Source organism: Paenibacillus lacisediminis, assembly GCF_046567315.2.
Map to the genome: position 1 here is coordinate 146,269 of NZ_JBKIAX020000006.1, position 21,088 is coordinate 167,356.

Below are 21,088 nucleotides of genomic sequence, written 5' to 3' on the forward strand. Positions count from 1 at the left end.
GCTAATTAGCGGCTTATCAAATCGAGGGGGCAGCGAGAAAGGGCGAAAAAAAGGGGGGCGTCTGGGATATGCGTGCTTATCCCCGGTTTTGTCAAAGACGGACAAACGGGGGCTTGCGGGGCTTGCAGAGCTTTCGGGCTTGCGGGGCTTGCGGGGCTTACGGGCTTGCGGGCCTACGGGCCTGCGGGCCTGCGGGCCTGCGGGCCTGCGGGCTTGCGGGCTTGCGGGCTTGCGGGCTTGCGGGCTTGCGGGCTTGCGGGCTTGCGGGCTTGCGGGCTTGCGGGCTTGCGGGGCTTACGCTGCTTCCACGTTCCCCGCGAAATGCAAAAGTGCATGCGAATTTCGTCGAAAATCCCCGAAACGGACGGCTTAAATGCAAATGTGCAGTTCATTTCCGGTTAAAAGTCACTTTTTTATCAAAACGCTGATATTCAAATGCATTTTTGCATTTCAACCGCCCAAAAACGGAATTTTAAGAGAAATCAAATGTACTTTTGCAGTTGCTGTGAAGAAGGAACAGGCGAGATACTTGCCGTTGTGCATCATGCAGTACATATAGCATCAACAGTAGGGGTAGCATCAATAACAGATGTACCATCAAATAGCAGATGCAGCTTCAATAGCAGACATACCATCAAATAGAAGATGTAGCATCAATAACAGATGTAGCTTCATAACGGGCGTGGCATCAATAGCAGCCGTAGCATCAGAACGCATCAAGTTACATTGGAAAAGCCTTCAAGTACCGCCGTTAAGCGGTTTTGGAGGCTTTTTTCGCGGAAACGGTTACAGAAAAAAGTGCTTGATCTTCATCCGCCGACCCCTAATAATAGGAAACTGGACTTAATCGAATCCATTCGAAGACTTGTACTTCAGAAAGGTTGTACAGCATGAATACATCTCCGGCAATACGCAAACAAGCCACGGCCGTTAAAGAACCGTTTCCCGTCGCACTCCTTTCCCTGACCGTCGGCTCGTTCGCCATCGGCATGACCGAATTTGTCATTATGGGGCTGCTGCCGAATGTGGCGAATGACCTCAATGTCAGCATCTCCACCGCCGGGCAGTTGATTACCGCTTACGCCATGGGCGTGGCGATCGGGGCACCGATTTTGACGCTGCTGACTCAGCGGATCCCGCAAAAAGGACTGCTCTGCCTGCTGATGCTTCTCTTCATCTTTGGCAACGGTATTTCCGTCGTGGCGCCCAACTACGAGGTGCTTATGGCCGCGCGGATTCTGACCGCCTTAACGCACGGCACCTTCTTCGGCGTCGGCGCCGTTATCGCCGCCAGCCTCGTCCGGCCGGAAAAACGCGCCGGCGCGGTATCGATCATGATGGCCGGGCTGACCATCTCGAACATCGTCGGGGTTCCGCTTGGCACGTTTGTCGGCCAGCAGCTCGGCTGGCGCGCTTCCTTCGGCGCCATTGCCCTGATGGGCCTGATCGCCCTCGGCGGCATCCTCCGCTTCGTTCCGCGCCTTCGCCAGGAGGAGCCGAGCGGCGTGGCCCGGCAGATCCGCGCGCTGCTCCGCCCCAAGCTGCTGCTGTTTTTGCTGATCGCGGCGCTGGGAAATACGAGCTTGTTCGCCGTTTTCACCTATATCGCGCCTCTGCTGCAGGACATCACCGGCTTTGCCGAGCATAACGTGACCTGGATTCTCGTCATTTTCGGCTGTGGCGTCACACTCGGCAACATGATCGGCGGCAAACTCGCCGACTGGAAACTGATGCCGTCCTTGCTCGGACTGTTTTTGGCCGTGGCGGTCATTTTGGGCATTTTCACCTTCACCGTTCACAGCCCCGCTTTGGCCGTCATTACTATCTTCCTGTGGGGCATGGCCTCGTTTGGCGTTATGCCGGGGATGCAGGTGCGGATCATGAACCTCGCCAAAGCAGCTCCGGCGCTGGCCTCCACTTCCAGTCACGCGGCCGGCAACTTTGGCAACGCGATGGGCGCCTTTATCGGCGGCCTGGTCATTACCCATATCGGCCTGTCGTCGCTGCCTTGGGTCGGCTCGCTGATCGTTGTCCTTGCGCTGGTGATCGGCGCCGTCAGCTACGCACAGGAGCGGAAGCAAGGGGCGGAATGACTCCGGCCTAAGTCAAGGCCCATACACCGCCATATCCGCATATTCCGCGATCAGCGGGGCCATCTGGCGGAAGCCGATTTTCCCGCCGGCCAGCAGCGGACCGTAAGAAAGCCCATCATCCAGCCACGAAAACACGATCAATTCATTGATCGCAAACGTGATGGACGGGCCTTTTTTGACGATCAGCATCCGGTACGCGCCGGCAGCATCGGCAACCCCAGGCAGCGGGTCGGCGCCCTGCGCGACCAGATGGAAGCCGTAGCTTTTGCGCAAATTGCAGGTATGGAAGCTGCGCTCCTCGGCCCACATGCGGCGAAAATAAGAAACATGAAAGGCATCCATCGCCCCGTGGTGGTATTGGTCGTATTCGCCCGTGCGCGGCGGCAGCGCCGGATTGAAAAAACAAGATCGCAAGCCCTGGCTCCTGAATCGGCCGAAACTGCCAGGACACCGCCATATCTGCGGGAAACTCCTCCGGGCACCAGTACACCAGGTTGGCCTTTTGCCCTTCCTCCGCACTCCGCTTGCTTTCCAGGCGCAGCCGCCCGAGGGGGAAAGTCGCGGCTCCGTCCCCCTCCATCCTAAACCCCGCCGTATCCTGCGAAGACTGCAGTGGATTGCGGTACAATAAGCGCCAACCTTCGGGGATGAGGGAACGGCTCTCCACAGGAGGATCAACATTCGCCAAAACCGGCAACCTCCCTTCCGCGCAGCAACTGAGCGACCTCAATCCCCGCCAGCAGCACGATGCCGATTCCGTGAGTATCGTTCAACTGCCACGTCAATTCATCCTTGTAGTAGTATTTGTTATAAGAATAACCGGACCCGCGCCGGGAGTGGACACGGTACACCGGGGGCCGCGGGGGATTCGCTCCAACATACCTGCCCGCCACGGCGGACAACACCGGCTCTACCCGGCCCGCCGCAACACGCGCCATCGCATCGTATTCGTGAAAATAAGACGACACCAAATCCTCACCCCTCTCTCCAATCGATTTCTCCTCCCGGGTACAAGGTGGAATTGTAAAGGCGTTTCACTTGCGGCAGCGGACTAGGCGGCTGGGTGTTCTCAAACAAGCTTTCCCCTTCAAGCGAATCAAAGCCTTCCGAACCTGTGGCAAAAGCTCCGCTTAGCTCCAACGGTCCACTCGCAAACAGAACGGCCAGTTCATCATCATAAATGATTACCTGCTCCGCACCCTGCCCCAGCAAATCGCCATGCACCACGTACCCTTCATGGTCAAATTGGGCGGCGATCCGCTGTTCCCCGTCATAAAGGGCCGGGAATACGCCGCCGCCGCGGCGGTACGCCAAAATATAGTCCGGCGCTCCCGGATACCAGTTGCTTAGCGTTTCGGCGATTGTCAGCCATCCGCTCGTTTGCCGCTCTTCTTTCCATAATTCCCGGCCTTCGCTATCCAGCATGAACAAGGCGTCCTTGCCTTTTAAGCCTTTGCCGTCATCCTCCCGGACCATGCGGTCCAATCCGGCAATCTGCAGGCCGGGCTGGTCGTTTCTGAACTTGCCAAGCGCGATGTGCTGCGACTCGATCGAGCCTTCGTACCGCCACAGCTCTTTGCCGTCCCGACTGTACATCACCGTCACGCTGCCGCCGATCACCAGCTCCGGAGCCCCGTCGCCGTTCACGTCCCCGACCCAGATACAGTCCGCGTGATCCTCCAAATCCCGGCAACTCCACAACACATGGCCTTGGTGATCCAGCAACTCGTACCCCGCCATGACCTCATCGTATCCGTCCCCGTTCAAGTCACAAGCCCAAGGGTAATGCCCCGTGTTCCCCTCATGCGTCCACAGCAGCTCGAAATCGTGGTTCAAGGCCCATATGTGCCGGTAACGGTCTTTCAAAAGAATATCGGAAGCCCGCTCCCCGCCGCTCAAATTGGCGATAACGATACAGTCATGCGCTTCGGGATCCGGCAAATCGAAAACCTTTTTTACCGAACCGTCCTCTCCAGCCAGCACATAAACACGCCCGTCCATCACGCACAGCACTTCCAGCTTGCCGTCCCCATCCAAATCATAAATTTGGGCCGGATAATCCGAACCCTGACTGCCCGCCCCGGGATCGGGTTTACCGTGCTGCCACAGCAGCCGCCCGTCCAGGTCAAACGCCGTTAGGCACTGCACCTGGTGGGGAATATACCGCACATCCTGGCGGTTATCGGGCTGGACGAGCAGCATTTCCATCCGGCCATCGTCGTTTAAATCGCCCAGTAGCATTTTACAGCGCGGGCCGGCCGCCGAGATGTCGATTTCCGCTAACCGGCAAGCCTCTGGACAGGCCGCTTCCCCTTCGCTCCGTTTTTCTGCCTCCAAGTGTGTATTCGCCGCATTATCCACCTTACTCGCCCTCCCCGCATCCATCGCTCTCTGATTCACTGGTTCCAGTCCCATCGTTACTCCACCTCCGCACCAATTAAAAATCGTTCCTGCACAAACTTACACCACAAGTTCTCACCACAAATTCCGGCTTAAACCCAAAACGGCACTTGACAATACAATTTAGAAAAAAACCGTAACATCCAGGCTGCCGGAGAAACTTCAGCGAAAAATATAAGGGCAAAAAATGTCCCTATTTTGGCGATATCACCCGCTATGAGTGCAATAGAGGAATTTTATGGCGCTATTTTCTCGAATCACCAGGAATTGCCCGCGCTCCGGACCGTTCAGAGGAAAATAAGTACAAAAAAGTCCGCTAATGAGTATCAACATGCCTGGCCCCGGATCATAAGTACATAAAGTACCGCTATTTGAAGTTGAAGGCCGCCGAACACCGCGCCAGATTTCCAGCGCAGCTCTCCCCGCCCCCCCACTGGACACCCCAACAAATTTCAGCGAAACTCCACTTGGCCCCGCCCTTCCGGGCACCCCAACAACCTTTCAGCGAAACTCCACCTGGCCTCCGCCGGGCACCTCAACGATGCCGCCGTCGACGCTTAGCCAAACCGGGGCCGCGCCCGGATTTTGCACAAACTCCCGCCCCGCGGAAAACCGCAGCCATTTGCAGGCCTTCATGTAATCGACGATTTCGATGTTGGTTGCGTACCAAACGTCCTCCCGTCCGCCGGTCATTTCGCAAAACCGTTCGATCAATTCCCAGTTGTTGTCGTTGTCGAATTCGTAGCTGTGCCCCCACACGTACATCAAATACAAATATTGCGTTTTGTGCAGCTCCGTGAAGGTTTGCGCATGCTCCAGCAAATGGTCTTTATGGTGGCAGGTCGCCTCCCACTCCAGCCAATCCCCCGGCAGGCCAAAACCACCGTGAGTCGTCTTCACCGTCCGTGCGTATTCGATGCCGAGATGCGGCATCAGCTCCTTGATCTCCTGGCTGTATGAGCCATTCGGGTACGACATTCCCCGCACCGTCGTCCGAAACAGCCGCTCCAAATTCCGGCGATCCTCCATTACTTCATCGACGATCTGCACCCTCGGGCAACGTGCTATCGTCGGATGCCATACCGTGTGCGCGGAAACCTCATGCCCCTGGTACAGGGTCACCGCCTCCTCCGCCGTCAGGCGATCTTCACCCCCGAGCAGCCCGGAATTGATGTGAAACGTCCCGCGAATCCCAAAGCGGTTAAAAATGCCGACCAGCCTCTCATCCGCCCTTCGCCCGTCATCGTAGCTCATCGTGAGCGCCTTGTGCTTCCCGCCCGGAAAGCAAAAATAGATGTTTGGCATCCCCATGCCTTCATCCACCCCTTGGCCTATTGTTCGTTATGTTACCGCGTTTACCCGCCCATCCGACTTTGCTCCGGCAAAAACTGATCGATCAGCTCCAGGCTGATGATCGTATTAATCGACCACTGTGAAGCCTCGTTCGTGTTCATCCAATCCACTTCCAACACCTCTTCCGCATGCAGTGCCCGGACTTCAGCCCGGCTCAAATCGGTGCGCCCGAAATCATTGTCCAGCAAAATCGACCAGCACAACGCCGCCGTCGCCGCGTCATTGTGGTAATACGCCCCGTAAGCGGCGATTGCGGCGCTTAGCACCGGGTGCTCAAAACGCAGCTGGCCGCCGCCGATCGCCCCGCCGGTACGGGCCAGCTTCTCCTCCGGCGGTAAATTGTAAAACAAGCCAAACTCCGCCAGCATTTCCTCCCACTCCGGGTCCTCCCGCATCCCGGCCAGTTCAAACCATACCTGCGGTCCGCCCATGCAAATCGCCAAATGCCGCCCCCAGTTGTCGTCACCCATGCCGGTCAGCACGCCGGTCCGCGGGTCGTACCCGTAGGTTGGTCCGGAAATGAGCCGGAAGTTGGCCGCTTTCAGGCAGCCTATCCCCGTGATGATCTTGTCGCGATAGGCTTCGTCCTCATGACGCTCCCAGCGGGTCATCCAATTTGAGCTGAAGGCCGCCCAATCCGGTCCGACGCGAATATGGGTAGGGTGTTCGTCCTGCGGAAAATAAGCCCGCATCGGGTCCAGCATTACGGTGGAGTAATCCGCGTCCTTCACTTCATCCATCATGTCCCCGATCCGCTCATCTGCGGTCAAATAATAGTAATACCGGTGCAGTCCGGCCATCGCGATCCGCGCCTCCTTGCAGCCGCAGCCCCAGTGGACAACGTTGTGGCGCGAGCCCAGTCCGGCGTATTCACCGAAATGGTAAACGTCCACTTCACTCGTATGCCGGGTCATCGCCTCAGCCATCCGGAATACGTCCGACCGGCCCGTGCGGAGAAACATCAGCCACAGCCACATGTTCGGGGCGAGCTCGGTATTTTGCCAGGCGCAGCCGCCCAGATCATAATTCCACACATGCCGGACCGGGTCGTAACTGTGCATACAATCGCCGTAGTCCCAAAAGCCGTACCATTTCCGCTGCTCAATCTCCCGCCGGTAAAAAGCGATGATCCCGTCCAGCCGGTCCTCGAGATAAGCTTTGGCCGGCGTGCTGCGGTCGGGCAGGCTCCATATACCAAACGCCCTTGCCGCATAATAATACTCCGGCTCGCAAACCAGCCGGGAAGGCGCTCCGGCCTCGCGCGCCATGCGGGCGAGCAGTCCGGCATCGGGTGTATCTCCGGTGCACCAGATCGTCAGCTCGCTCGTATTCGCAATGCCGTAAGGCGTGGCCCGCAGCTCTTCGGCGCCCTCATACGAAGACTCCACATGCGTCTTCGTATCATAATGCCGCAGATCCATGACCCCCGCTTCCGGCGACCAGAGCCAAACGGTGAGCTTCGCCTCCTCTCCGGCTATGCCGGAGATCTCCATCCCGGAAGGGTGCTTTTGCCAGAAGTCCTTAAGTCCGACGGCAAATCCTCCGCCCTCGCTCCCGGCATATCCCAAACCGCGTGCCCGCCGGCCCTCCGCCGCCTTCACCCAACTGCAGCCTTCCCCGGTCCGTTTGGCGATTCGGTAGTGTTCAGAGGAATCCTGCACCAGCTTAAAGGCGTCCCAGGTCGCCGAATCGTCCAGCAAGCCGAGAAAATAAGCGTCCTGATCCGGGTCAAACTCAACCTTCCGCCCCGCCGTCTGCCCGGCAAAAAGCTCACGATAACGGCCCTTCGTGCGGCGTGTATGCAGCGTTTTCGGCGACTCGCTGAACAGGCCGCGTTCGCCGGCAAAACGCACATGCCGGTTGTACAGCGGCCCGCGCATTGGCAGGGTAAAGGAAATCCCCAGCCCTTTGATAAAGTCCTGATGCGGGTTGCCGTCATAGTGGAACGTATAGACGAAGCGGATCGACTCCAGCCCGGCGTAAAAATACAACCGCAGCGTAAACGGAAGCCCCTCCCTGCCCCCGCCTGCCGCCTGGTGCCGGCCCTCCAGCTTCACCACCGCACGGACCGGGCCGGCCTGCTCCACCTTGGTCCGGTGGATGCGGCCGGCAAACGGCTCCTCGCGCCGGACGCGTACCCCGCTTGCCGTGCTTTCCGTTTCGCGGAGGCAGACGAGCGTTCCGCCGCTGCACACCTCCGTGCCGTCCCGCATGATGCTGCGGATCACCTTTTGGCCCCGGGCGCCGATCAGGCAGGTGATGACCCCCGTATCCACCCGGATTACATCCTCCTGCTCTTCGACGGAAACCGCCCCTCCTGCCGCGAAGGCGTGTTCGTTTCCGGCCGGGACAAGCCGCTCGGCAGTACCGCCCGAAGGCCAACTTCCCGCCGCCGTCGCCGGCGCTTCCGCCCCGCTCTCGCCCCTTCCGAATACCGCCGCATGGGCGGTCCATTTCACGCTTCCGTCCGGCCAAAAGGCCGTGGGCCAGCTCTGCACGGGAACAAGCTCTTCACCCGGGACCACGTCCGGGATCAGCTCCGCCCGCGCCGTATGCTCCCGGGCCAAAACAGCCCCCAGAGCCACGTCCGGCACCGGCAAGCCAACCACGCTTTCCGCCGTGCCGCCCGCGGTGCTGCCTGCGTTGTCCGCACTGCCCACAAGCCCGGCCCCCGTAGACCCGGCAAACACGGCAGGCTCGGTAGAACCGGCAAACATGGTAGAACCAGCTGACCCGGTAGACCTGGTAAACGTGGTTGATTCGACGGATACAGCGGGCTCGGCAGAATCAGTAGAATCAGCAGACTCGGTAGACTCGGTAGAACCGGCAGACTCAGCAAGTCTGGTAGACTTAGCAAACCTGGCAGACTCGCCGCGCCCAGTAGACTCGGCAGGCCCGTTGGACGCGATAGGCCCGGCTGATCCGCTGGCCCCGCCGCCTCCAGCGTACCCGCCAAGCCAGCCCAGCCTAAACCCCGCCACCTCCTCCCGGGCGAGCACGCCTTTTTTCCAGGGGACGCCCCAGGTCGTGCCGACAGGCAGCTCCGGTTCGCCCTGCTCGCTTAGCCACCGCAAATGGATCGGCTCTTCTCCAGACACAGTTCCAGCCAAGGCAATCATCTCCTTTTCAACATGCCCTGATTGTAGGCCCAGGCCGGTTTTGCCGGCAATGAGACATTTTTGCCCGCGCTTCCCCGCGCCCTTGCCCGCCGGAATTAGGCGGATTGCACATTTTTCTCCGGTTTGGACTTTGTTGCGCCCCCGGAATTTCGCCGTTCTACCACTAGCGTTTACCACTAGCGTTGCACGCAACTATTCTAACGGTTGCCACAACCGCTATTTGTCCCAAAAACGTTGATTTCAACTTCTAACGGTTGCCAAGGCGCTTATTTCACCTAAACCCGGCCATTTCCACGTGGATTCAGGCAAATAACGGCGCTCATAACCGTTAGAATTTAGAAAAGGCCCTTTTTCGTAAAATAGCAGTTGCTGCAACCGTTAGATTTCCGGCAGCCCCAATTTCGATTCGAGAACCTGAGCAAATGTGGAAATCCGGAAAGTATCAGGGCTACAACTTGTCTTGTGCAAGAGTTTATGCAACGCTAGTGCCGTTTTACTGGCTAAGCTCGCGGTACCGGGTCGGCGTCATCCCCTCCAGCTTCTTGAAAATCCGGTTGAAATAGCTATGCTGGTACCCAACCTGCCGGGCGACATCGCAAATCCGCAGCCCGGTGTCGCGCAGCAGCTCCTTGGCTTTCTCCATCCGCAGCCCGGTCAAGTAATCGATAAAATTATGGCCCGTCACCTGCTTAAACGACTTGCTCAGAAAAAACGGGTTCGTGCCGATGTGATCAGCGCAGCTGTCGAGCGAAATGTCCTTCATGTAGTTTTGCTGCAAATAAATCATCGCCTGCTCGATCAGCAGCTTGACCCCCGCATTCGCGCGGAGCGAAAGCTCTTTCAGATAGGGGGCCAGTACCTTTTCCCGGAACCAGGTCAGGATCAGCTCCGGCTCGCGGATTTGCGAAAGCGCCTCATACAGATTGACGCCTTTAAAAAGGCGATTCGGATGAATGCCGGACTGCATGATGGCGTGCTGGGTATGGCCGAGCAGCTGCAGCATCCCCTGCTGCACGTCGATCGTTTTGGCGCCTCTGGCGCTCAAGGCGGCGAGGAATTCGCCCAGCAGCCGGTACGCTTCTTCCTCCTGGCCGGTGCGCATCGCCTGAATCAGCTCGCGCTCAAGCGTAAACGAATAAGCAGGCTCCCCCTCCCCGGCCCCTTCGCGGTCCAGCTTCTCCATCTCGATGAGCTGGTTTCCGCCTTCGACAGGGCGATAGCTCGCCGCCTGCCGCACCCCCTCAAACGCGAACGGAATGTCCGTAACCTGGCCCACGGCCCGGCTGACCGCCACTGTGACGCGCATCTTCAAAATCAGGTTCACAGTCCGGATCAACTCTTCGCTAAAAGCTTGAACTTCAGGCATGTAGGACACATCGCTGGGCACCATCAGCATAATTCCGGTCGACAAATCGTGAAAATGAATCGTATCGCTCTGGCTGAAGCGCTGCGCGGCGAGCTCGCCGATAATGTTCGCCGCCGCGTAGGATACGAGCCCTTCGTCGCCGTTTTTGAATTTCCCGCCCAAGCTCGTGATCCCCGTCAACTGAACATACAGCAAAACAAAGCGGCGGTTCTCCACCTCCCATTTAAACCGCTCCATCCGGCGGCGCAGCTCCTGCTCGGAATAGGCATACAAATGACCGTGCAGCAGCTGGTGAAGAAAGCTCTCCTTCACATGGGGAAGCTGCTCCGCCAGCTTCCGCTGCAGGTCGTGGCTCTCCCAGTGCAAATTCAGCCACTGCCGCTCGATCAGCGCAAATTTGTCCTCCTGGCCCGCCGCAGCCGCATGCTCCGGCAGCAGCGTCTTGAACAGCCGGCGAATCGGCGAATACATTCGCCAGGACGCCAGCCAGGACAGCAAAGCGGCCAACATCAAGGCGCTGAAGCTCACGGTGAAAATCAGCTTGGACACGAACATCACCGGCGCCGTGATGCTGGAAATCGGCGAAGCGGAGACATACACCCATTCATTAGCGATCCGGGAAAACGCGCCGTACGTGACGGCATAGGTTTTCCCCTCCCATGCGAAGACAAAAGAAGCTTTATCTGCGCTTCCCCGCTCGCGGATTTCGGCCTGCAGCCGCTTCACGAACGGCGAATCCGGCGCGCTGCCGCCGGCCGAGGCGAACAGCCCGCCGGTCGTTCGAGCAAGAAACGTTTCCCCCACGTTATATGGCGTCATCGTCTTGAGCATATCCGCCACTTTCCCGGTATCCATCCGGATCAGCAGCGCCCCAAACGGCTCCTGGCTGCCGCCGGGAATATGATGTACCAGCGTCAGCTCCTTTTCGCCGGGATGGCTTGGGTCAAAAGCCCACTCCGTCCAATAGGTGCTCTGCCGTGTCCCGATCAGCTTGTCGTACAGGCCGGTCACCGCCGCGGACTTGATCTCCCCGTATTCGGGATTAAACAGGACCGGCTCATCCCCGCCCAAATACAGCTCCACCTGCTTGATCATCGTATTGGAGCCCTGCATGACGACCAGTGTTTTCGTAATGTCCCGCGCCCGCTCGAAATCGATGGTGAAATCGAGCCCGTCCAGGCTGTAATCGAATTTCGGATCAAACGCCCAATGGGACAGCATCAGCTCCAGATTGGTCAATTGCTCATCGATGTTGCCGGCCCGCTGCTCGATTTGCCGGTGATGCATCTGCAGCAGCTCGTTTTCCATCCGCGCGCCGATCATGCCGTAGACAAGCGCCCCGGTGATGATTCCCGGAATGGCGGAGACCACTAGCATTAAGATCAGGTTTTTGCGATAATACCGCCCTTTCCCCATTTTCATTTCCTCACCAACCGAATTAAGGTATATTCAAAATGTAAACGCATACATAGTAAAATACAATACGAGTTACATGATTTGGGAATATAAGTACAGGAAGCTGCCCGCAAGGTTCATCATGAACCTTCGGGGCAGCTGCTATCCCATGCCTTTATCCGATGATCTTTCTATGGTGCGCTCGTTGTGCTCGTTGTGCTCGTTGTGCTTGTTGTGCTTGGTATGCTTACGGGTTCTCCTTGCTGTAAAGCTCATTCATTTCCTTGACGAGGTCGTCTCCGCCGGACTTTTTCCACAACTCAAAAGCGGATTTCAAGCCGGCCTCGTCGACTTGGCCAACGATAAACTTAATGCGGGCATCGTTGATGATGTTGTCGAGCTGCTGCCCCTTTTGCGAATATACCGTGGAGATAAACGGCTCCGCCGGGTTGGAAACGATGTATTGTTCGTTCGCCTTCTGCACCTCCGCCTGCTTGACCCGCAAGGGCGTTTGTTTAACTTTTTTGGCACGGTCCTCGGGAATAAACGTGAGCATTTGATTTAAGCCTTCAACCTCGGATTCCAGCTTTGCCGTATCTTTGATCGGCTCGATATAATCGTCCACCAGGCTGTAATGGGCGCCTTCCAGGCCGAAGTTAAGCATCGTTTGCAGCTCCGGTTCGTTCAGCTGATCCAGAAAAGCGAGCACCCGCTTCAGTTCCGCTTCGGTTTTGATCGTGGATTTCGGAATCGCCAACATGCCGGAGTAACCGGAGGTGGGCAAGGTGTGGAGCTGGCCGTCCGTACCCGTGACGCCGCCGGTCACGTCGATATAATGCTGATCCGGCTCGTCTTTGCCTTCCTTGGCCAGCGCGGCATGGATTTTGTCGTCGATCCGTGCTCCCACGTCCACGACATCAACGATGACGCCCGCTTTATTGTTGACCACCGGATCGACCCACTTCGCGCTGTCCATGACGGCAAAGTCGGAGTTGATCAGCTTCTCGTCGTACAGCTTTTTCATAAATTTCAGCGCTTCCAGATATTCGGGGTACTCGTGCTCGGGGACGAGTTTGCCGTCCTTCATCCCCCACTTGTTTGGCGCGCCGAACCACAGTTTGATGGTATCGAAACCGCTGGCCCATTGACCGGTCCATTTGACCAAAACCATGCCGTACGTGTCGTCTTTTCCATTCCCGTCCGGATCCTGCTCCTTAAACGCCTTCAGCATATTGTAAAAATCGTCTGTCGTCTGCGGCGTCTGCAGCCCGACCTTATCGAGCCAATCCTTGCGGAAGGCGATTCCGTTGCGCCCAAGCACCCGTCCGCGGTAAAGCCCATAGTTTTTGCCTTCGATGGACGAGTTTTTCATGATGATCGGGTTCGCGCCGCTCAGGTTCTTATAGTCCTTCAGATATGGGCCTACTTCCCAAAACGCCCCGGACTTGGCCGCGCCCACGAAGCTCGGGCCTTTAACGTCCCCGACGTAAATGATGGTCGGCAGTTTGCCGGAAGCAAGGGTAATGTTGAACTTGTCAGCGTAGGAGGCGTTCGGCACCCATTCGAAATGAATTTGCGTATTGGTCCGCTTTTCGATCTCCTCGACGACCAGTCCGTCGTCCTTCGGATAATTGGTCTTGAAAACCGGCAGCATGATCGACAATTTCAGTGGCCCTTCCGACGAGGCGTTCCCTCCCCCGTCCGAGGTGGCGGCCGGAGACGCTCCCTGTCCCCCGCTTCCGCCGTTCCCCCCGCCGCATCCGGCTGCCGCGAACATCAGCGCCGCCGCCAACGGCAGAGCGGCCCAGCGCTTCCAACTCGATTTTACAGTCATATACGTTTTGACCTCCTTCTAATGGTATGAGTTTGTATTTGCATATATTGCAAAATCATCGGACCTTCCAGGAAAAGTCCATGAATTTACACAAAGTTTTTCAACGATGCAGAATGTTGAGGCGATCGCGGCAGCCGGTCAGCCTTTGATCGAACCGAGCAGCACCCCTTTGGCGAAATGCTTTTGCAGGAACGGATACACGCACAGGATCGGGATCGTGCCGACGACGATGACGGCCATCTTGATCGACTGCTCCGGCGGCTGCACGAAAGTCGGATCCATGGAATTGATGTCCCCCGCCGATTGGGACAGCATGACGATCTGGCGCAGCATCACCTGCAGCGGCCATTTTGCCGGATCGTTGATGTACAGCAGCGCCGAAAAAAAGTTGTTCCAATGCCCGACGGCGTAAAACAACGTAAAGGTCGCCAGCACCGGCTTGGACAAGGGGAGCACGATGCGCCACAGCAAGCCCAGCTCGTTGCAGCCGTCGATTTTGGCGGCGTCTTCCAGCTCCGGGGGGAGCTCCTGGAAGAAATTTTTGACGATGATCAGGTTAAAAGCGCTGATCGCCCCGGGCAGGATGAGCGAGTTCAGCGTGTCCAGCAACTGGAGGTCGCGGATGACCAGGTACGTGGGAATCATGCCGCCGCCGAACAGCATCGTAAAAATGACCAGGTTCAAAATCAAGTTCCGGCCCATCAGGTTGCGCCGGGCCATCGGATAAGCCATCGTCACCGTAAAGAACAAATTGACGATCGTACCGACCAAGGTGACATAGATGGACACCCCAATGCTGCGGACGATCGTGTCCGTCGAAAAAATAAACTTGTACGCGTCCAATGAAAACGTGCGTGGAATGAGAAACACGGCGCGTTTCGTAATTTCCGCATCGGTGGCGAAGGAGCCGGAGATGACGAAGATGAACGGGAGAATCGCCAGCAGCCCGAAGAGGCTGAGGAAGACGTAATTGAACACGTCAAACACTTTTTCGCCCGTGCTTTTGTATTGTTTGGCCATAGCTGCGCCTCCTTTTTAATAAAGTCCCGATTCCCCGGATTTTTTGGCCAGCCAGTTCGTACCGAGCACGAGGGTGACGCCGATGACCGACTTAAACAAGCCGACGGCCGTACTGTAGCTGAACGCCCCTTGGGTGATCCCAAGCGTGTACACGTATGTGTCGAACACTTCGGCCACTTCGCGGTTCAGCGCGTTCATCATCAGATAAATCTGCTCGAAGCCGTTATCGAGGATCGTCCCCATGCGCAGGATCAGCAGGATTACGATTGTGCTGCGGATCGATGGAAGCGTAATGTGCCACAGCTGCCGCCAGCGGCTTGCCCCGTCAACGATGGCCGCCTCGTATTGCTCCACGTCCACCCCGGCCAACGCCGCAAGGAAGATGATCGTCCCCCAGCCGCATTCCTTCCAAATCGTCTGCAAAATGATCAGGGGCCGGAACCAGTCCGGGCTGGACAGAAAATCGACCTTTTCACCTGTAAACGCATACAAAAATTCGTTAACCATGCCGCCCTCGGTCGTCAAAAACACGTAAGACAAACTGGCCACGATGACCATCGAAATAAAATGAGGAACGTAAATCATCGTCTGGATCGTCCGTTTGAAAAAGGACCGGCGGATTTCATTCAGCAGCAGAGCCAAAATGATCGGCGCCGGGAAGAAAAAAATCAGGTTATAAAGCGACAGCACCAGCGTGTTGCGCAGCAGCATAAAAAAGTCGGGGTTCTGGAAAAAGACCCTGAAGTGCTCGAACCCGACCCATTCGCTTTTCCAGAATCCGAGGAACGGCTGATAGTTTTTGAAAGCCAGCAGTACGCCCCACATCGGCACATATTTGAAAATGATAAAATACAGGACCCCGGGCGTCAGCAGCAGATACAGCCACTTGTCGCGCCTGAGGCGTCTCCATTTCGTTTCCCGTTTGCTTTTTATAGGCGGTTGATTCATTCGGATGCTTGCCGCAGCCGTTTGCTTCACCCCGTTCACCTCCCAAAACGTTCTGCCGAATCGTCAAGCCGGCTTCGCCGCCATTTGGCTACGGGCTGCTCCGCCGGTTTGCGACCGATGTAGTCTCATTATGAAGCGGCCCTTCCTTTCCGGCAATTGGACTTTCTTGAACGCGCCTGCCGCCTGAGGATGGTCTTATTTTTTCAAGAAAGTGCGAACCCGGCAAAAGATTGCTATTGCACGGTCCCCCGCAACTGGCGCAGACTGACGGGGAGAGGTGGTTTAGATGACAAACGGAAAACTTTATCACGGGGCTTCCCTGTATCCCGAGCTGTGGAGCCGGGACGTGCTGATGCGGGATATCGCGGCCATGAAGGAGGCGGGCATCAATGTCGTGCGGATGGGCGAATTCGCCTGGTCCGTGCTGGAGCCGGAGGAGGGCCGAATCGATATCGGCTTTTTTGCGGAGGTGATCGAAGTGCTTTATGAGAACGGCATTGAAACGGTGATGTGCACGCCGACTCCGACGCCGCCCATCTGGATGAGCCACGGCCATCCGGAGCGGATGCACGTGAACGAGCAGGGAACCGTCATGAACCACGGGGCGAGGCAGCATGTCTGCACGAACAACGCTTATTTCCGCGAGCGGGCCGCGTTGATTACCGAGCGGATTGCCCAGGCCGTCGGCCGGCTGCCCGGGGTGATCGCCTGGCAGCTCGACAACGAGTTCAAGGCGCATGTTGCCGACTGCCTGTGCACGTCCTGCAAGGAGCGGTGGCAGCGCTGGCTGGAGCAGCGCTACGGTACAATCGAGGCGCTGAACGAGGCGTGGGGCACCAACGTCTGGAGCCAGACGTACCGGCGTTTTGAGGAGGTGCCGCAGCCCGGCCCAACGCCGTTTCTGCACAACTCGTCGCTGCGCACCATGTACCGGCTGTTCACCATGGAACAGATCGCCGAATTCGCCGACGAGCAGGCGGCCATCATCCGCCGTTACTCCGCTGCGCCGATCACCCATAACAGCAACATTCCGTTTCATCTGGACAACGAAAGGCTGTTCCAGAATCTCGACTTCGCTTCCTTCGATTCGTACGCTTCCCAAGAGAACGCCCACGCCTATTTGTTCAACTGCGATCTGTGGCGGAATCTGAAGCCGGGAAAGGCCTTTTGGGTGATGGAGACGAGCCCGTCATTCGCCGCGTCGCTGGAGAGCTACGCCATGCCGCACCCGAGCGGGTACGTCAAAGCGGAAGCGGTGGCCGCCTATGCCTTGGGGGCAGGCGGGTTCTGCTATTGGCTGTGGCGGCAGCAGCGTTCGGGCAGCGAGCAGCCGCACGGCTCCGTCGTCAGCGCCTGGGGCGAGCCGACGATCGGCTACCGCAGCGTGCTGGAAGCCGAGGCGGCCCGGCGGGAGCTGGAGCCGGTTTTGCTGGCGAGCCGGCCAGCGCGCGCCGAGGTCGCGATCACGTATTCCGACCGCGCCAAGGCATTTCTGCAGACGGAGCCGCACCGGAAGCTGAATTACCGCGGGTTGATGAACGATTTTTACAAGCGGTTTTTAGCGCTGGGCCTATATCGCGATGTTGTTCCCGAAGGCGGCGAATTGACGGGGTTCAAGTTGCTGTTCACCCCCTTCCTCCCGTACGTGTCTCCGGAGTTTTTGCAGCGGGCGCTTAGATGGGTTGCGGAAGGCGGCGTCTGGGTGGCCGGGCCGCTGACCGGCGGGCGGACGGCGGAGCATACGATTCCGACGGAGGCCGGACTTAGCGAACTGGAGGCTTGGGCCGGCGTCAAAACGGTGTATACGTATCCGCTGGACGGAACCGGAGCGATTGGGGAAGCTTTTGGCGTCGCCGCTCCGCTCTCCATGTGGAGCGCCGTTTTTGAGCCGGCCGGCCAGGATACCGCCGTCATCGGCACCATCGCCGCGGGCCTGACTCCCGGCATGGCTTTTGCGACCGAACGCCGCCATGGGCGCGGCAAAATCGTCATGCTCGGCTCCCTGCCGTGCGGCGAGGCGGGCGAGCTGCTGCTGCAAAAGCTGATCGGGCATTATGCCGGCGAAGCGGGAGTTGCCCTGCGCGGCGAGGCGACCCCGGGCACGCTTGTCGTCCCGCGCCTCGGGGAGGAGGGCGGCGAGCTGTGGGTCGTCGTCAACATGGACGGCCAAGGAGGAAGCGTCCGCCTGGAGCGCGAAGGCACGGACGCCTTAACCGGACGAAAGGTGCCGGCAGGAACGCTTACCGTAGGAGCTTATGAGTACCGAGTGATCCGTTTCTCTAGTTAACTCCGGCCGACGAAGATATAAAGGAAAAAAATGTCGCTATTTCGGCGTTATCACCCATTTTGAGAGCAATAGAGGAATTTTATGCCGCTATTTTCTCCAGTTGCAGGGAAATGGCCGCTTTCCGCACCGTTCATTGGAAAATAAGAGCAAAAAATTCCGCTAATGGAGATGAACACGCCCCTTCTGGAAAATAGGACCATAAAGTTCCGCTATTTTATCGGAGTAGGGTCCCTGAAGCAGCATGGGCCGCATATACTAGGCAGACTGGACCGCATATACTAAGCAAGCTGGACCGCATATAGTGGTAGGTTTTGTTTTAAAACTAGTTTTTCTTGCAGCATCAGGCGGCGGTTACTCCCAAATTCCATGAAATGCAAATGTGCATGCGGTTTTCGTCGAAATGGCCCGAAAATGACCCGTCAAATGCAAAAGTGCAGGCCGGTTTCGCCATTTTGAGCAAATTTGTTTCTACGCGCCATTTTCAAATGCACTTTTGCATCTCATCGCTCTAATAGCCGGAATTCAGCTCATTTCAACTGCACTTTTGCAATTGGCCCGGCTAAGCGACCGCCCCTCGGCAAGTCGTGCTGCCTTCAACGGCTCAAAAAAGGACTTGGAGCCCCGCTCCAAGTCCTGCATGATTAGCCCGGCGCCACACCGTCCACCGCTTCAGCTCCGCCCCTTCAACTCCGCCCCCTCAGCTCGGCCGCTTCAGCTGCTTGCTGCGCAGTTGGCCGCATGCCGCGTCGATGTCGGTGCCGTGCTCCAGCCGGACGCTGCAGCTGATGCCCTGCTTTTTCAGCACATCGTAGAAAGCCAGCACCGATTCCTGCAAGCTTCTTTGATACTGGGCGTGTTCGTCCACCGGATTGTACGGGATCAGGTTGACGTTGACGAGCCGGCCGCCCATCAGCTCGGCCAGTTCCAAAGCGTGCTCCGTGCCGTCGTTCACGTCTTTCAGCAAAATGTATTCGATCGTGATCCGCCGGTTTGTTTTCTCCAGATAATAGTCGATCGCCGCCAGCAGCTTCTCGAGTGGAATCGCCCGGTTGATCTTCATGATCCGGGTACGCAGCTCGTTGTTTGGCGCGTGCAGGGACACCGCCAGATTGACCTGCAGGTCGGAGTCGGCGAATTCGATGATTTTATCCGCCAGACCGCTCGTCGATACGGTGATATGCCGCGGCCCGATGGCCAGCCCTTTCGGATCCTGGATAACGCGCAGAAAATCGGCCATATTGTCGTAGTTGTCGAACGGCTCGCCGATTCCCATCACCACGATATGGGTGACCTTCTCCCCCCGGCCCTTGCGGTCCAGGTGAAGCTGCACCTTCATGACCTGCTCCACGATTTCCCCGCTCGTCAGATCGCGGCTTTTCTTGAGCAGACCGCTTGCGCAGAAGCTGCAGCCGATATTGCAGCCGACCTGCGTTGTCACGCATACCGACAGGCCGAACTTATGGCGCATCAGCACCGTTTCGATCAGGTTGCCGTCCTGCAATTGAAACAAAAACTTGATCGTGCCGTCGACGGATTCCTGACGGGTATGCTCCTTTAGCGTTTCAACCGCAAAATGCTCGGCGAGCACCGCCCGGCATTCGGCGTTCACGTCGTCCATCGCCTGAAAATCGGTGACTCGCTGTCGGTACAGCCAATCCCAAACCCGTTCGGCCCGCCCTTTTTTATGTCCATGATCCAGCAGCCAGGCGGCGAGCCGGTCTTTGGTCAATCCATATATCGAATGTCGTTGATTCATCGTAATATCCTCTTCCGCTATATTTTGAATTTTTATAAGTCGACTAATGATGTACGGATGAGGCAGCCGGGTGAAATGTTCTTACGATCGCTGTTGTTCCCGGATTTCTCTGATTGAACTAAATTCAGATAAGGTAGATTCAGATAAGGTAGAAATCCGCTCACAAAGGCGAACGCTCCGCTTCTTCAGAATCATTTCCTCCTCTTGCCTAATCTGTCCATATTCTCAAATTCAACTTATAAAAATTTGTGCTTCACCTATTCTAACACATGTTCGAGGATATTCCGCCCTATGGTTGATTTTGACTGCGCGGATCGTGCTGCTGCCGCAAAAAACGGCCGATCCGCTCGGCGGCCTCGGCAAGCCGGTCCGAAGGCTGTACGAGCGCGATCCGCACGTACCCTTCCCCTTGGCGGCCAAACGCATCGCCCGGCACCACCGCCACGCCCGCCTGCTCGATCAGCGCAAACGCCAATTCGCGCGAAGTCCAGCCTGCGGGGATTTGGGCCCACACAAACATCGTTGCCGGGGACTTCGCCACCTCCCAGCCAACCCGCGTCAGCCCGGAAATCAGCGTATCCCTGCGCGCTTCGTACTCCTTCACCTGCGTTTCGAGCAAACGATCGTCCGCCATTAGCGCGGCCGCAGCCGCCTGCTGAACCGGAAGGAACACGCCGTAATCGATGTTCGATTTCAGCATGCCGAGCGCCCGCAAAACCCCAGGATGACCCACGGCATAGCCGATCCGGCAGCCGGCCATGTTAAACGTTTTGGACAGCGAGTTGAACTCGATGCCCACTTCCCTGGCGCCGGGCACCGCCATAAAGCTTAGCCGGGAGCGCCCGTCGAAGATCAATTCGGAATAAGCGAAATCATGGACAAGCAAAATGTTATGCCGCTTCGCAAACCGGATCGTTTCCTCAAAAAAAGCGGCGTCCGCCATGGCCGGTACCGGGTTGCCGGGATAGCTGAGAATCATCATTTTTGTCCGCGCCAATATTTCATCCGGAATTTGCTCCAGCTGCGGAAGATACCTGTTCTCCTCGCGAAGCGGCAGCGGATGCACCTTGCCCCCGGCCAGGACCACCCCCGCCTCATAAATCGGATAACCCGGGTCGGGAATCAATACGTAATCTCCGGGATTGATGACCGCCAAAGACAGATGGGCGAGCCCGTCCTGCGAGCCCATCGTTTGGAGCACCTCTTCCTCCGGATCAAGCTCCACTCCATACCGCCTGCGGTAAAAATGACATACCGCTTCATGAAACTCCCGGGTTCCTCCCAGCGCATATCCGTAATTTTCTGCATGCTGCGCCGAGGCGGCAAGTTTCTCCACGACCAGCGGCGGCGGCGGAAGATCGGGACTGCCAACGCTCAGGTCGATGACTTCGATCCCCTGGCCGGAAGCGGACCGTTTGCGCCGGGCTAACTCCGTAAAAATACCGGTGGCCATTTGCTGCACTTTATCCGATGGGGTAAATTCCATAGCCAAACTCCTTCAGATTTTTAACCCATTA

13 protein-coding genes and 1 pseudogene are annotated in these 21,088 nt (G+C 57.4%); 3 read left to right on the plus strand and 11 right to left on the minus strand.

Translation table 11 applies throughout. The features are described from left to right. The first annotated feature begins 72 nt into the window (after nucleotides 1–72). Nucleotides 73–402, plus strand: a complete 330-nt coding sequence (locus ACLD72_RS13695) for a hypothetical protein (RefSeq protein WP_410995567.1) — start codon at nucleotides 73–75, stop codon at nucleotides 400–402. A gap of 488 nt (nucleotides 403–890) precedes the next feature. Then, on the plus strand, nucleotides 891–2,093 hold the full coding sequence (locus tag ACLD72_RS13700) for an MFS transporter (protein ID WP_410995566.1): 1,203 nt from the start codon (nucleotides 891–893) through the stop codon (nucleotides 2,091–2,093). A gap of 12 nt (nucleotides 2,094–2,105) precedes the next feature. Here ACLD72_RS13700 and ACLD72_RS13705 read toward each other — a convergent pair. The 9 genes and pseudogenes from ACLD72_RS13705 to ACLD72_RS13745 all read right to left on the minus strand — a co-directional run bounded on the left by ACLD72_RS13705 (nucleotide 2,106) and on the right by ACLD72_RS13745 (nucleotide 15,528). Next, nucleotides 2,106–2,673, minus strand: a pseudogene (locus ACLD72_RS13705) (DUF1961 family protein). Between the two features lie 94 nt (nucleotides 2,674–2,767). Continuing rightward, on the minus strand, nucleotides 2,768–3,064 hold the full coding sequence (locus tag ACLD72_RS13710) for a hypothetical protein (RefSeq protein WP_458475842.1): 297 nt from the start codon (nucleotides 3,062–3,064) through the stop codon (nucleotides 2,768–2,770). Between the two features lie 4 nt (nucleotides 3,065–3,068). Continuing rightward, on the minus strand, nucleotides 3,069–4,334 hold the full coding sequence (locus ACLD72_RS13715) for a hypothetical protein (protein WP_410995685.1): 1,266 nt from the start codon (nucleotides 4,332–4,334) through the stop codon (nucleotides 3,069–3,071). Between the two features lie 660 nt (nucleotides 4,335–4,994). Further along, nucleotides 4,995–5,798, minus strand: coding sequence for a polysaccharide deacetylase family protein (locus ACLD72_RS13720; RefSeq protein WP_410995684.1), 804 nt, complete (start codon nucleotides 5,796–5,798; stop codon nucleotides 4,995–4,997). A 50-nt stretch (nucleotides 5,799–5,848) separates the two neighbouring features. After that, entirely contained in the window at nucleotides 5,849–8,956 is a 3,108-nt protein-coding gene (locus ACLD72_RS13725; protein ID WP_458475812.1) for an exo-rhamnogalacturonan lyase family protein, read from the minus strand. Nucleotides 8,957–9,458: 502 nt separating this feature from the next. Then, complete coding sequence (locus ACLD72_RS13730; protein WP_458475813.1) at nucleotides 9,459–11,753, minus strand: helix-turn-helix domain-containing protein; 2,295 nt, start codon at nucleotides 11,751–11,753, stop codon at nucleotides 9,459–9,461. A 220-nt stretch (nucleotides 11,754–11,973) separates the two neighbouring features. Next, nucleotides 11,974–13,560 carry an extracellular solute-binding protein gene (locus tag ACLD72_RS13735; protein WP_410995563.1) on the minus strand — a complete coding sequence of 529 codons (1,587 nt, stop codon included), beginning with the start codon at nucleotides 13,558–13,560 and terminating at the stop codon, nucleotides 11,974–11,976. A gap of 138 nt (nucleotides 13,561–13,698) precedes the next feature. After that, the gene (locus tag ACLD72_RS13740; protein WP_128630468.1) at nucleotides 13,699–14,580 is read right to left on the minus strand and encodes a carbohydrate ABC transporter permease; all 882 of its coding nucleotides are present in this window, start codon (nucleotides 14,578–14,580) and stop codon (nucleotides 13,699–13,701) included. A 15-nt stretch (nucleotides 14,581–14,595) separates the two neighbouring features. Then, a complete protein-coding gene (locus ACLD72_RS13745; protein ID WP_128635213.1) occupies nucleotides 14,596–15,528 on the minus strand; it encodes an ABC transporter permease in 933 nt (310 codons plus the stop codon). 286 nt (nucleotides 15,529–15,814) lie between these two features. Here ACLD72_RS13745 and ACLD72_RS13750 point away from each other — a divergent pair, with 286 nt between their 5' ends. Further along, a complete protein-coding gene (locus ACLD72_RS13750) occupies nucleotides 15,815–17,815 on the plus strand; it encodes a beta-galactosidase (protein ID WP_410995562.1) in 2,001 nt (666 codons plus the stop codon). A gap of 697 nt (nucleotides 17,816–18,512) precedes the next feature. Here the strand turns inward: ACLD72_RS13750 and rlmN are convergent. After that, nucleotides 18,513–19,571 carry a 23S rRNA (adenine(2503)-C(2))-methyltransferase RlmN gene (gene rlmN / locus ACLD72_RS13755; RefSeq protein ID WP_410995561.1) on the minus strand — a complete coding sequence of 353 codons (1,059 nt, stop codon included), beginning with the start codon at nucleotides 19,569–19,571 and terminating at the stop codon, nucleotides 18,513–18,515. 289 nt (nucleotides 19,572–19,860) lie between these two features. Then, nucleotides 19,861–21,057, minus strand: coding sequence for an LL-diaminopimelate aminotransferase (locus ACLD72_RS13760; RefSeq protein WP_410995560.1), 1,197 nt, complete (start codon nucleotides 21,055–21,057; stop codon nucleotides 19,861–19,863). Nucleotides 21,058–21,088 lie beyond the last annotated feature (31 nt).

What these genes read in the sequence shown, in the direction of transcription:
- ACLD72_RS13750 (WP_410995562.1), top strand. Translation starts at nt 15,815, where the DNA reads ATGACAAACGGAAAACTTTATCACGGGGCTTCCCTGTATCCCGAGCTG.
- ACLD72_RS13715 (WP_410995685.1), bottom strand. Translation starts at nt 4,334, where the DNA reads ATGCTACTGGGCGATTTAAACGACGATGGCCGGATGGAAATGCTGCTC.
- ACLD72_RS13745 (WP_128635213.1), bottom strand. Translation starts at nt 15,528, where the DNA reads ATGAATCAACCGCCTATAAAAAGCAAACGGGAAACGAAATGGAGACGC.
- ACLD72_RS13720 (WP_410995684.1), bottom strand. Translation starts at nt 5,798, where the DNA reads ATGCCAAACATCTATTTTTGCTTTCCGGGCGGGAAGCACAAGGCGCTC.
- ACLD72_RS13740 (WP_128630468.1), bottom strand. Translation starts at nt 14,580, where the DNA reads ATGGCCAAACAATACAAAAGCACGGGCGAAAAAGTGTTTGACGTGTTC.
- ACLD72_RS13760 (WP_410995560.1), bottom strand. Translation starts at nt 21,057, where the DNA reads ATGGAATTTACCCCATCGGATAAAGTGCAGCAAATGGCCACCGGTATT.
- ACLD72_RS13730 (WP_458475813.1), bottom strand. Translation starts at nt 11,753, where the DNA reads ATGAAAATGGGGAAAGGGCGGTATTATCGCAAAAACCTGATCTTAATG.
- rlmN (WP_410995561.1), bottom strand. Translation starts at nt 19,571, where the DNA reads ATGAATCAACGACATTCGATATATGGATTGACCAAAGACCGGCTCGCC.
- ACLD72_RS13735 (WP_410995563.1), bottom strand. Translation starts at nt 13,560, where the DNA reads ATGACTGTAAAATCGAGTTGGAAGCGCTGGGCCGCTCTGCCGTTGGCG.
- ACLD72_RS13700 (WP_410995566.1), top strand. Translation starts at nt 891, where the DNA reads ATGAATACATCTCCGGCAATACGCAAACAAGCCACGGCCGTTAAAGAA.